The organism is Pedobacter nototheniae (assembly GCF_032678625.1).
Classification (GTDB): Bacteria; Bacteroidota; Bacteroidia; order Sphingobacteriales; family Sphingobacteriaceae; genus Pedobacter; species Pedobacter nototheniae_A.
On the sequence record NZ_JAVTSO010000007.1, the window covers coordinates 153597 to 165931 of the forward strand.

Consider the following 12335-nt stretch of genomic DNA (forward strand, 5'->3'; position numbering starts at 1 on the left):
TTTAAAGATTGCTGTCATATGGCAAACACTGGCTTCATTATCAATTCTTTAAAACCAATCTTATTTTTCCATGTTTTATAGTTGGACTCGATAATTAGACATTGATTTTGGACATTATGAGATGGGCTTAATGCGGCCATCATTCTAAATTTATTTCAGAATGTTAATTTCAGACAATCATCGGGTTCGGGCTAACATTAATATTAAAAGACCATGAAAAACGAAAACAACAAGAATCTTGGAGATAAAGACTTAGAGAATAATGCCGACCGCTCAAACATGCCTGGTCATCAGGTTCCACGCCACCGCAGCAACGATAATGAAAGTAAAAATAAAGTTAAAAGTGAAGCGGGGAATTTAGCCAGAGACTTTGGAAAAGGTGATTTTGGATCAGAGGAGGCCCGCAGCGATGCCGGAAAAGGCAACAAAGGCCACGCAGGAAATATGCCCAATACAGAAAAGAAATAAAAAAGCCCCAGCCTAAGCTGGAGCTTTCAGAACTAAAAAAAATACATCTTTTGGGACGTGTTAACTTACTTTAAACGCAGGTGATACATCATCAAGACCTTTTGTTGTTACTTTAAGATCTTTAATTATACCTGATTTTAAACTATATACCCATGCATGTACAGAAAGTTCCTGGCCATTAGCCCAGGCACTTTGCACAATGGAGGTATTCATAATATTTGCTGCGCCTTCAATGGCGTTTAATTCTACCAAACGATCAAACCTTTGATCAGGATCTTTAATGGTTTCCATTTCACGGTCGTGCATACGGTACACATCGCGGATGTTGCGTAACCAATTATCAATTATCCCTACTTGTTTGTTGCCCAATGCAGCTTTAACACCTCCACAACCATAATGGCCACAAACAATTACATGTTTAACCTTTAATACGTTTACGGAATAATCCAGTACAGAAAGCATATTCATGTCGGTATGTACAACTACATTGGCTATGTTACGGTGAACAAAAATATCGCCGGGCATGGTGTTGGTAATCTGGTTGGCCGGTACACGGCTATCTGAGCAACCAATCCACAATACCGGCGGACTTTGTCCTGCAGATAATTTATCAAAGTAGGTCGAATCAGCTTTGATCATGTCTTCAACCCAGTCCTTATTGCCTTTTAAAAGGCTATCGTATGTTATATCTTTTGTTTCAATTGTTTTTGCGCACATAATTTTTTAATTATTAATATCATCAACTATTTTGTTTGTTAATTTAGGAACCGTGTAATGTTTTTGTACATTTTCCAGGGTTACAACAATTCCTTTTGTATAGGCATTGTGTTTGTAATTAAAAATGGTTTCTAAAACGTCCGGATCAATATATCTGGAATTTGAACCATCAATAATTACATTGGTTTCTTTTGGAATATTTGTTAAAACCACTTGTATTGCTGCTTTATTTAAGAACGAAACTTCTTCGGCAAGTTTAATCCTAATGTTCTTTTTGTCGCCCTCATTCTGTATTTTATAAAAGAATGGATTACGCATATTGGTACGAAGCAGATAAAATATTGATACCAACATTCCTATAGCTACCCCTTTAAGTAAATCGGTAAACAATACCGCTACAACCGTTACCACAAATGGTACAAACTGATCCCATCCTTTATGATACATATGTTTAAACAAACTAATTCTGGTAAGTTTATAACCAGTAACCAAAAGTATTGCGGCTAAACAGGAAAGCGGAATCATATTGATAACCTGAGGAATGAAAAGCAATGAAAGTAACAACCAGCCGCCATGAAAAATTGCAGACATCTTGGTTCTTCCACCCGCATTTACATTGGCCGAACTTCTTACAATAACTGATGTCATAGGCAAACCACCCAGCATCCCACTGGTTATGTTACCAATACCTTGTGCAACAAGTTCTCTATTGGTGGGCGATACTCTTTTTATCGGGTCTATTTTATCAACAGCCTCAATACTTAAAAGAGTTTCCAAACTGGCAACCACAGCAATGGTTGCTGCTACAATATAAACGTCTTTATTACCCAAAGCAGAAAAATCTGGCATCGTAAATAAGCCGACAAACTCTCCCCATCCGCTCACTACAGGAATGTTTACAATTTGATCAGGTCTTAACTGGTAAGTAGTTCCGGCAAAAACCAAACCACCAACAACCCCTAATACCACAACCAATAATGGAGCAGGCACAATGCTTAATTTTTTAAACTTAGGCCAAAAAATTAATATGGCAACGGATAATGAACTAATAACAATTGCGGCGACGCTTACATGGCTTAATGCAGAACTAATGGCAGAAAAAGTATTTTCATGGTCTTTTTGAAAGAAACCTTCATCACCTGGAAAATCTGAATCTACACCAACGGCATGCGGTAATTGTTTTAAAATCAATATCAGGCCAATTGCAGCAAGCATTCCTTCAATAACACTGGAAGGGAAATAATTGCCAATAGTACCGGCTTTTATTAAACCCAAAACCATTTGAAAAATACCCGCCAACACGACAGCCAACAGGAAAATCTGGTAACTTCCCAATTGTGCTATTGCCCCTAAAACGATAACCGTTAAACCTGCTGCCGGCCCGCTAACACTTAATTGTGACCCACTAATGGAAGCCACAATGATACCGCCCACAATACCCGAAACTAATCCGGCAAATAATGGTGCACCCGAGGCTAAAGCAATACCCAAACATAAAGGTAAGGCCACCAGAAAAACCACAATACTTGAAGGTAAATCTTTCTTTAAATTCTTTTTAAGAAAATATTTTTTAACATCCGAACCTGAAAAAGTCGGCTTATTCTTTTGCATAACAATATAAATTATCTAATAAATTTTAACGAAAAAATCGCGGAAACCCATTATAAATCAACGTATTAAAGAATTTAAGCGCCACTAAAAATCATTCAAAAGCGGGTATACTTCTTAAAAGTTAATTTTTCTGGATTAATCCCAAAAGAAATTAGATAAAGTTTGGAGGCGGCGTTGGCACGGTGGCATGATATGGATCTACATACCTTTTAAAATGCTCAAAGAAACTATTGGTAATGTAAAAGTGGCCAGAAGAAAACTCATAAGATACCAATGGGTAGTTTACCTCAATTAATTTAAAATCGGTAAATTTTGCTGTGCCCTTTGAAGCATCTTTACTACAATCATGCTCTAATTCGATTTGCATAATTACAGCATTCATAATTTCCTTGTCAATGTTGGTAAAAAATACTGGTGCACCAGATATGCCCATCTTTGCAATAAAGATGCCCATAAAGGCTGCTACAATCAGATATTTATACTTTCTTAAAAACATTAACAGAATCTATTTCACTTGTTTCATTGCAAAAATAACACCATAATTGGTTTTTCAATGCATTTGGCTGTAAAAAAAATGTAATATAATCCAGCCCATAAATTGAATATAAAGATTTAATTTCGCAATCATGAAGAGATTACTGTTGCTAACCATCTTATGCTCGCCTATTTTATTGTACGCACAAAATAATAATGCACCGTCCAGTTACGACCCTCATGAGATTGCAATAACTGGTTATTTACAAACACAATTTCAAAAAGCACAGTCGGCAGGAATTACTTCTTTTTCGGGCGGCGATTTTTCTGCCAATTCCGACAGCAGGTTTATGATTAGACGGGGCCGTATAAAAATAGATCGGGTAGATAAATACACCAGTATTGTTTTTCAACTTGATGCAACACAAAATGGTGTGCAGTTAATGGATGCATTTATCCAGCTTCGCGAGCCAAAGTATAAAGAAATTAAATTTACAGCGGGTTTATTTAACCGCCCCTTTGGTTATTCAATTGTTTATTCTTCCGGATACAGAGACTTTCCTGAAAGGCCCAGGGTATTTCAAACCTTAATGCCCAGAGAACGCGATCTTGGTGCTTTAATTGGTTATCAGCCACAAAATAAATTTAAATTTTTAAATCTTGAATTTGCGGTGGTCAATGGCAGTGGGTTAACGGCAAGGGATTATGATTCGAAAAAAGACTTTATTGGAAACATTGCCTTTAAATTCGACAGTTTGGCAAATAAAAAATTAAATATTGGTTTCGGAAGTTCCATTTATAGAGGGTATGTAAGAAGCAACACAAAAACTTATTACAGCGCTACAAATAGCGGTTATACCAGCAATACAAATGATAATATTTTAGGCACCTACCTGGACAGAAACTATTATGGTGCAAACCTGCAGGTTCAATATGAAAATAGTTTTGGTAAAACCAGTTTTAAATCGGAATATGTTGCGGGTTTACAGCCTGGAGTAGCAAGCTCTGTTGATTTAAAAGGACCTTATGCAAGCCAGAGTTTTGCCACCCAGCCGGCTACCAATTTATACGAAAGGCATTTTAACGGTTATTATTTCTGGCTGACACAAGAATTATGGAAAACCAAACTTACGGCACTTTTGGCTTACGATGTTTACGATCCAAATACAAATGTTAGCGGTAGCTTAATTGGCCAGCCAAACAGTTTTACTACTGCAGGCGATATTAAGTATGCCACACTTGGCTACGGGCTTTCCTATCAGTTAAATGGCCGACTAAAATTTACGCTTTACAATGAACACGTTGAAAATGAAAAAACAGCCGTAGAAGGATTTGACCAGGATATTAGAGACGATGTATTTACTGCACGTTTGCAATACCGCTGGTAATTTTTAATTTTAAAGAATCATATCATCTAAAATGGATAAGAAAATAGCTTTATTACAAGATAAAATACAACAGGCAAATCTGGGTGGTGGCCAGGCCCGAATTGATAGTCAGCATAAAAAAGGAAAATTAACGGCCCGTGAACGTATTCACTTTTTAATGGATGAAGGCAGTTTTGAAGAAATTGGAATGATGGTTACCCACCGCAGCACCGATTTTGGAATGGAACGAGAGAAGTACCTTGGAGATGGCGTAATTACAGGCTATGGAACGGTTAATGGGCGTTTAACTTATGTTTTCTCTCAGGATTTCACCGTTTTTGGAGGCTCCTTATCCGAAACCCACGCCGAAAAAATTTGTAAGTTAATGGAAATGGCCATGAAAAATGGCGCTCCGTTGATAGGCTTAAATGATAGTGGCGGTGCCCGTATCCAGGAAGGTGTAGTTTCTTTAGGCGGATATGCTGATATTTTTTACAGAAATGTACAGGCATCAGGCGTTATCCCGCAGTTATCTGCAATTATGGGCCCTTGTGCCGGTGGTGCCGTATATTCTCCGGCCATTACCGATTTTATATTAATGGTGGAAAACACCTCTTATATGTTTGTAACCGGCCCGAATGTGGTTAAAACGGTTACGCATGAAGAGGTTACTTCCGAAGAACTGGGCGGGGCAAGTACACATGCCACAAAATCGGGCGTAACACATTTTGCCTGTGCCAATGAAATTGAAGCCATTAACCACGTTAAAAAATTGCTAAGCTATATGCCTCAAAATTGTGAGGAAATGGCAGAAATGCGCCCCTACGAACAGGGCGATGAAAGCAGGCCGGACTTAAATACGTTTATGCCACAAAATGCTTCACAGCCTTATGATATTCGTGAAGTAATATCGGCAGTTGCCGATGCAGAGAGCTTTTTGGAGGTGCATGCAGCTTTTGCCGAAAATATTGTGGTTGGTTTTGCCCGCCTCGCGGGCAGAAGCATTGGTATAGTAGCCAATCAACCCGCCTACCTTGCCGGTGTTTTAGACAGTAATTCTTCTACTAAAGCCGCACGTTTTGTTCGTTTTTGCGATTGTTTTAACATACCACTTTTAGTTTTTGAAGATGTTCCTGGTTTTTTACCCGGCACAGACCAGGAATGGAACGGAATCATCACCAATGGGGCTAAACTTTTATATGCATTTAGCGAAGCTACTGTACCCCGTATAACCGTAATTACCCGCAAAGCTTATGGTGGTGCCTACGATGTAATGAACAGCAAGCACATTGGTGCAGATATGAATTATGCATGGCCAAGTGCCGAGATTGCGGTAATGGGTGCAAAAGGCGCAGCAGAAATTATCTTTAAAAGAGAAATCACCACTGCGGAGGATCCTCAGGAAAAATGGCTTGAAAAAGAAAAACTCTATTCTGATATCTTCGCTAATCCTTACCGTGCAGCAGAACGTGGCTTTGTTGATGAAGTAATAGAACCTTCACAAACCCGTATTAAATTAATCCGTGCTTTTAAAATGTTAGAAAATAAAGTGGTTAATAACCCCAGAAAAAAACACGGAAACATACCTTTGTAAACCGAATGGAATAAGGCGCAGGACTTAAATCTTTCCTGCACCTTAACCTGAAGCTTCAAAGTTTTAATTTAAAATGCAAATTACTCCAAAATTATCCCGCACCGATATCCTGCTAATGGCTTTTTGTACAGGCCTTATCGTTGCAAATATTTACTACTGCCAGCCATTAGTAATTTTAATCGCCAAAGATTTTAACATTACCGAAAGTTATGCCGGACGAACAACTTATTTAACCCAAATAGGTTACGCCCTTGGCTTGTTTCTTTTGGTACCACTTGGCGATATGTTTGAACGCAAAAAACAAATTCTTTTAATTACGGCCTTAGCAATTTTTGCCTTGCTGATTGCTGCAGTTTCTAAAACTTTTTTCCTACTGGAAATTGCCAGTGTACTAATTGGCGCATGCTCCATAGTACCGCAACTTATTTTACCCATGGCAGCAAATTTAAGTACAGACCAAAACCGCGGCACCAACATCGGCATGATTATGAGTGGATTGCTGGTTGGCATTTTAGCTTCAAGGGCTGTTAGCGGAAGCATTGGCTTTTGGCTGGGCTGGAGAGCCGTTTATTATATGGCCGCAGCCATTTGTTTACTGCTTATTGCTTTAATGGCTAAACGTTTTCCCAAAAGTTATCCCGCCTTTAAAGGAAATTATAAAGAATTAATGAGTTCGATGTTTAGCTACATCAGAACACAACCGGTTTTGCGCGAAACGTCGATTATAAATTTTTTGGCTTTTGCCATTATCAGTGCTTTTTGGACTACCATGGTTTTATTTTTAGCCAATCCGCCATTTAACTTTCAAACGCTGGAAATTGGTTTATTTGGTATTGCCGGGGCGGCCGGGGCTTTAGCGGCTCCACTGGTTGGAAAATTAAGCGACGGCAAGAATCCACGCAAGAATTTAATGACTGGTTTTATTTTACAAATTGTAAGCATCGCATTTTTCTATTTCACAGGAAACCATCTATATTTATTTGTAATCGGAATTGTACTGATCGATATTGCCCAACAAGCCATACATGTAACCAACCAAACCCGGATTTACACGCTAATTCCGGAAGCACGAAACCGCCTGAACACCATTTTCATGTCGGTAAGTTTTATTGGTGCAAGTTGTGGTTCTGCCTTGGGCCTATGGTTGTGGGATAAGGGCGGCTGGACACTTTTTTGCTATGGCATGACTGCAATCATTATACTCAACGTTTTGATTTACTTCTTTTATGGAAAGAAAAAGTTTACGGCCGTTTAATTAAATATTTCTTATTTAAAATATTATATCCATCAGACAAGGAATTCATCATTTGTTTTTATTTTAGCCATGTTACCAATGGTTGTAAAACCAAAAATATAATTCATGGTTCAAATAGAGCAGATATTTCCATCATTAACCTGGCGAATCAGACATGAAGTGATGTACCCAGATCATCCCTTTGATTTTGTAAAATTGGAAGAAGATTTCGATGGCATTCATTTCGGCTTGTACGCCGATCATAAATTAACGGGTGTAGTTTCTTTATTTTCTGAAGGAAGTGTTTACCAGTTCAGAAAGCTTGCTATTTTAGCTGATGTACAAAAAAGCGGTTATGGTTCTCAATTGCTCCAGTATGTAATCGATTTCTGCGAGATTCAAAAGGCAACAAAACTGTGGTGTAATGCCCGGGTAAATGCAAAAGAATTTTATGTTAAATTTGGTTTTCAGGCAACCAATCAGGTCTTTTTTAAAGATGGATTTGATTTTGTGGTAATGGAAAAGGAATTTTAGATTGTAGATTTACAATTTAAAAACAGAAGAACAAGAATAATAAATTAGATTAACGGATTTGCTTGGTGTTTCATCAGGTTAAAAACCGAAATCTAAACTCTAAAATAAGATTATGGCAAAGAAAAAAGAAGAAGAAAATAAGAAAAAACATGTTCCTGTAGTGACTAAAAAATCATTGCAGTTTTTTGAAGAATATATTAATAACCCTGCGCCTACTGGTTACGAATGGGAAGGGCAAAAGCTTTGGTTAAACTACTTAAAGCCATATATTGATGAACATTTTATTGATAATTATGGAACAGCGGTCGGTGTAATTAATCCAAAAGCTGAATATAAAGTTGTTATTGAGGCACATGCCGACGAAATTTCCTGGTATGTAAATTACATTACAAGTGATGGTTTAATTTATGTGATCCGTAACGGGGGTTCCGATCATCAGATTGCACCTTCTAAGCGTGTAAATATCCATACAGAAAATGGTTTGGTAAAAGCTGTTTTTGGATGGCCTGCTATTCACACCCGCCATGGCGAAAAAGAACAGGCACCGGAATTAAAGAATATTTTTCTGGATTGCGGCTGTACAACCAAAGAGGAAGTAGAAAAACTGGGAATCCATGTGGGTTGTGTAATTACTTACGAAGACGAATTTATGGTTTTAAATGACCGTTATTATGTTGGCCGCGCTTTGGATAACCGTGCTGGTGGTTTTATGATTGCCGAGGTTGCTCGTTTATTAAAAGAAAATAAAAAGAAGCTGCCATTTGCATTATACATTGTAAATTCGGTACAGGAAGAAATTGGTTTACGTGGTGCAGAAATGATTGCTGAACGCATAAAACCTCATGTTGCCATTGTAACAGATGTAACGCACGACACGACTACGCCAATGATTAATAAAAACATTCAGGGCGATTTAGCGGCCGGAAAAGGTCCGGTAGTTTCTTATGCACCTGCGGTACAAACCAATCTGAACAAACTGTTAATCAAAACTGCCGAAAAAAATAACATTCCATTTCAGCGCCAGGCTTCATCCCGTTCAACAGGAACGGATACAGATGCTTTTGCTTATTCCAATGGTGGCGTTCCTTCTGCATTAATATCTTTACCATTACGCTACATGCACACTACTGTAGAAATGGTGCACAAGGAAGATGTGGATAATGTAATCAGCTTAATTTACGAAAGCTTGTTAAACATTAAAGCAGGACAGGATTTCAGAGAATTTAAATAAGACCAACAGAAAGGCAGCAATTGATTTGCTGCCTTTCTTGTTTAAGAAAACAATTAAATAAAAATGTGGCACAACACTAAAATAAGTAAGCTTTTTGGAATTAAATATCCAATATTACTTGGCCCTATGGGTGGTGGTTTTTCTACTGCTGATCTTTTAGCTGAAGTATCAAATGCAGGTGGTTTAGGTAGTTATGGCGCTTATACTTTAACACCTGCACAAATTTTAGATGCTGCTGAAGAAATTAAATCAAAAACCAGCAAACCTTATAATATTAACCTCTGGGTAAATGATGTGGATGACCAGCTTAAAAATTACCCAAAAGAAAATTTAATAAAGGTACAGGCTTTATTCAAACCTTATTTCGACGAATTAAACATTCCGCTGCCCGATTTATCAACTGAAATCTTCTCTAAATTTGAGCAGCAGGTAGAAATGATCTTTAAAATTAAACCTGCCGTTTTTAGTTTTATTTTCGGCATTCCTGATAAAGCAATATTAAAAGAATGCAACAGGATTGGCATTAAAACTATTGGCGCTGCAACCACTTTTAATGAAGCATTATTATTGGAAGAGGCCGGAGTAGATGCCATTGTAGCTGCTGGTTTTGAAGCAGGCGGACATCGGCCTTCTTTTCTGAAACTTGCACAGGATTCGTTAACTGGTACTTTTGCCCTGATTCAGCAAATAAAAACAGAAATTAAAACCCCGCTTATTGCTGCCGGAGGAATTACAAACGGCAGAGGAATTGCTGCTGCATTAACCTTAGGAGCCGATGCTGTACAACTGGGTACGGCTTTCTTGGCCTGTAATGAATCTAATGCAACTGCGGTACACAAGTCACTCCTGCTTGCTGAAAAACCTGTTCAAACGGTTTTATCTAAATCCATGACTGGAAGAATGGGTAGAATGATTGGTAACAGAATTACAGAAAACGTCTCTTTTGAAACTGAAGTATTACCTTTTCCCCTGCAAACCCGGTTTTTATTGCCGTTGAAAAATGCTGCGCTGGCCCAGGGCAAAACAGATTTGGTTAATTTATGGTCAGGGCAAAATAACTCAGGTTTAAAATACACCGAAACAAAGGCTTTAATGGAAGCGCTGATAACAGAAACCAACACTTTATTGCTGCAAAATTAAGCGTATAAAAAACCCCCTAAATTCATCAGGGCTTAGCTTTTATAAATTATCCATTTCCTTCTTAATTCCGGGCAAATGGCTTGGTACAAGGATCACATTATGATCAAAAATTAGGATCCGAAAAATTGGTAGCAGCATCTGGAAATAAAAATAAGATCTTTTTAAGTTTAATCTGTATATGATTAAGCACTTTCAACAATCTACTTTTCAACATCTAAACTTCGCTTATTAATAGCATTATTTCTGGTTTTTTACAGTTGAAATATCTAATTCAAAAGGAATTTCCTGACTAAATTCTCCGTTATCCTTTTTAAATCTAATAATCATTGTAGCTGGTTTTTTCACATATTTAGCTAATACCATCTCATTTGAAGGCACATAACTATCCATACGAAAGGTTGCCAACGGAAGGAGCTTATTGCCTTCTTCAAAAGCATAAATCTCTACCATATTCTCTATTGAAAGCTCATTCTTTTTAACAATTAGAGTTACTCCATCTGCAGCCATGTTTAACCCTTTTGGTAGCTGGTTAACATTAAACTCTTTATCAAAATAATTAGTCACGCTTAAATCAATCTTGCCAATTACTTTTGTAGCAGATGCATTTTTCATCGCAAACTTTACCGCATTTAGATTATAACTTCTGTTTGAATAGCCAACATTCAAGTCATTTTTGGCATTATCCATTTGATCAATACCTACAGTATCTTTCTTATTTCCAATAAACTTAATATCCTCAAAACTCATGCTCATATGCCCATTGTTAAAACCATGCGGCAGCGATGCGTATAACAAGACATAATCAGGTTCATCTCGCTTAACCGGTAATGTTGCGTAACCAATCTTTAATAATTTAGCCACATTTTCTTTGGTAATGTTTTCCAGCGGCAGGTATTCCTGCTGATCTTGCCCCGCCTTCCCTATTGCCTGTTGTGGCATTTTATTGCCTAAATCTATGGTTTCGACATGGCCTTTATTTGATCTCAAAAAGAAATCGACCCGACCAACTTTGCCGCTGGCCTTAAGATTTAAAATATGAATAGGATGAAACTTATGAAGAGAATCCTGATCTTCTTCTTTATACTTTGAGCGAATATCCATGTATTCTGATGTCAATTCAGGATAAGGCATATCATGGTTTCTATACCATAAATAATGTCTAAAATCGTTTATTCTTCCATCGCTTACAAGCGTTTTGCCTTTTTCGTCAGCTAAACTGATGTTTAAACGTGCAAAATCCACTTTTATCAAACTATCCTTAACCGTTGTTTGACCAGAATTAGGTGTTTCAATACTCTCGCTTATAAACAAATATTTATCATAGCCCGGCTGTTTATACTCTTCTACTCTTTTCTTTTCACTGAAATCTTTCCTATCAAAACTATCATACGTATAATCATAACTTTGCCTGTTGCCCTTATTTTCAACCATAAGGGTAACACCATCATTTGTCATATCAAGCAAGGTAATTTCTGCACTATCTTTCAGTATTGATTTACCAATGTCATTTTTACTGAGCGAAAATTTATAATAAGTATCTGGCACAAAAACAGAAAGGCTTACCTGTATTGATCCATCTTTTTGTGGTGTAAATATATAATGGTGTGGGTATTGAAGATCAGCTGCCCCAAGATCAGGCTCAATCTGATTTCCATTAAGCGTTAGTTTAAAACTTTTTTGTAATTCGGCCTTAAAAGAAGAAATATTGAAGATACTATCTTTATATATCGCTGGATCAGTATTTGCATCATACAAATCGAGGTTGCGGTAAAAGCCTGTTGAGTGGTATTTATCTTCCAGTTTGGCATAATCAAGAAATAACTTTTGCCTTTCATTTAAGCCACTTTTACAAGCGCTTAAAAAAATCACTGTAAAAATCCCTGCGGTAATAAATGTTTCGAGAACGCTCATTTTTCTCATAGAATATTTTGTTTTAACGGTTAGAAAATTTTAAATCATAACACA

Annotated in this window: 11 protein-coding genes; 7 read left to right on the forward strand and 4 right to left on the reverse strand. The window is 37.3% G+C overall.

From position 1 onward, the window contains the following. Positions 1-213: 213 nt before the first annotated feature. Positions 214-468, forward strand: a complete 255-nt coding sequence (locus tag R2Q77_RS18570; protein WP_316805225.1) for a hypothetical protein — start codon at positions 214-216, stop codon at positions 466-468. Between the two features lie 60 nt (positions 469-528). Here the strand turns inward: R2Q77_RS18570 and R2Q77_RS18575 are convergent, their stop codons facing one another. The 3 genes from R2Q77_RS18575 to R2Q77_RS18585 form a co-directional block, all read right to left on the reverse strand. Continuing rightward, complete coding sequence (locus R2Q77_RS18575) at positions 529-1185, reverse strand: carbonic anhydrase (protein WP_316805226.1); 657 nt, start codon at positions 1183-1185, stop codon at positions 529-531. A 6-nt stretch (positions 1186-1191) separates the two neighbouring features. Beyond that, positions 1192-2796, reverse strand: coding sequence for a SulP family inorganic anion transporter (locus R2Q77_RS18580; protein ID WP_316805227.1), 1605 nt, complete (start codon positions 2794-2796; stop codon positions 1192-1194). Positions 2797-2947: 151 nt separating this feature from the next. Further along, complete coding sequence (locus R2Q77_RS18585) at positions 2948-3292, reverse strand: hypothetical protein (RefSeq protein ID WP_316805228.1); 345 nt, start codon at positions 3290-3292, stop codon at positions 2948-2950. Positions 3293-3422: 130 nt separating this feature from the next. Here R2Q77_RS18585 and R2Q77_RS18590 point away from each other — a divergent pair, with 130 nt between their 5' ends. From R2Q77_RS18590 to R2Q77_RS18615, 6 genes are all read left to right on the forward strand, one after another. Beyond that, on the forward strand, positions 3423-4658 hold the full coding sequence (locus R2Q77_RS18590) for a porin (protein ID WP_316805229.1): 1236 nt from the start codon (positions 3423-3425) through the stop codon (positions 4656-4658). Between the two features lie 31 nt (positions 4659-4689). After that, entirely contained in the window at positions 4690-6231 is a 1542-nt protein-coding gene (locus R2Q77_RS18595) for an acyl-CoA carboxylase subunit beta (protein ID WP_316805230.1), read from the forward strand. Positions 6232-6304: 73 nt separating this feature from the next. Next, positions 6305-7486 (forward strand): MFS transporter, encoded by a 1182-nt coding sequence (locus R2Q77_RS18600; RefSeq protein WP_316805231.1) that lies wholly within the window; start codon positions 6305-6307, stop codon positions 7484-7486. A 105-nt stretch (positions 7487-7591) separates the two neighbouring features. Continuing rightward, positions 7592-7999: a GNAT family N-acetyltransferase gene (locus tag R2Q77_RS18605; RefSeq protein ID WP_316805232.1), complete on the forward strand. Its 408-nt coding sequence runs from the start codon at positions 7592-7594 to the stop codon at positions 7997-7999. A gap of 112 nt (positions 8000-8111) precedes the next feature. Next, positions 8112-9230: a M42 family metallopeptidase gene (locus R2Q77_RS18610; protein WP_316805233.1), complete on the forward strand. Its 1119-nt coding sequence runs from the start codon at positions 8112-8114 to the stop codon at positions 9228-9230. 63 nt (positions 9231-9293) lie between these two features. Further along, positions 9294-10370, forward strand: a complete 1077-nt coding sequence (locus R2Q77_RS18615; protein ID WP_316805234.1) for a nitronate monooxygenase — start codon at positions 9294-9296, stop codon at positions 10368-10370. Positions 10371-10607: 237 nt separating this feature from the next. On the opposite strand, the gene R2Q77_RS18620 is transcribed toward R2Q77_RS18615, so the two are convergent. Continuing rightward, positions 10608-12281, reverse strand: coding sequence for a hypothetical protein (locus tag R2Q77_RS18620; protein ID WP_316805235.1), 1674 nt, complete (start codon positions 12279-12281; stop codon positions 10608-10610). Between the last annotated feature and the right edge of the window lie 54 nt (positions 12282-12335).

Excerpts from the sequence above, each read along its gene's own strand:
- R2Q77_RS18570 (WP_316805225.1), top strand. The coding sequence starts at position 214 with ATGAAAAACGAAAACAACAAGAATCTTGGAGATAAAGACTTAGAGAAT.
- R2Q77_RS18620 (WP_316805235.1), bottom strand. The coding sequence starts at position 12,281 with ATGAGCGTTCTCGAAACATTTATTACCGCAGGGATTTTTACAGTGATT.
- R2Q77_RS18585 (WP_316805228.1), bottom strand. The coding sequence starts at position 3,292 with ATGTTTTTAAGAAAGTATAAATATCTGATTGTAGCAGCCTTTATGGGC.
- R2Q77_RS18600 (WP_316805231.1), top strand. The coding sequence starts at position 6,305 with ATGCAAATTACTCCAAAATTATCCCGCACCGATATCCTGCTAATGGCT.
- R2Q77_RS18580 (WP_316805227.1), bottom strand. The coding sequence starts at position 2,796 with ATGCAAAAGAATAAGCCGACTTTTTCAGGTTCGGATGTTAAAAAATAT.
- R2Q77_RS18615 (WP_316805234.1), top strand. The coding sequence starts at position 9,294 with ATGTGGCACAACACTAAAATAAGTAAGCTTTTTGGAATTAAATATCCA.
- R2Q77_RS18595 (WP_316805230.1), top strand. The coding sequence starts at position 4,690 with ATGGATAAGAAAATAGCTTTATTACAAGATAAAATACAACAGGCAAAT.
- R2Q77_RS18575 (WP_316805226.1), bottom strand. The coding sequence starts at position 1,185 with ATGTGCGCAAAAACAATTGAAACAAAAGATATAACATACGATAGCCTT.
- R2Q77_RS18610 (WP_316805233.1), top strand. The coding sequence starts at position 8,112 with ATGGCAAAGAAAAAAGAAGAAGAAAATAAGAAAAAACATGTTCCTGTA.
- R2Q77_RS18605 (WP_316805232.1), top strand. The coding sequence starts at position 7,592 with ATGGTTCAAATAGAGCAGATATTTCCATCATTAACCTGGCGAATCAGA.
- R2Q77_RS18590 (WP_316805229.1), top strand. The coding sequence starts at position 3,423 with ATGAAGAGATTACTGTTGCTAACCATCTTATGCTCGCCTATTTTATTG.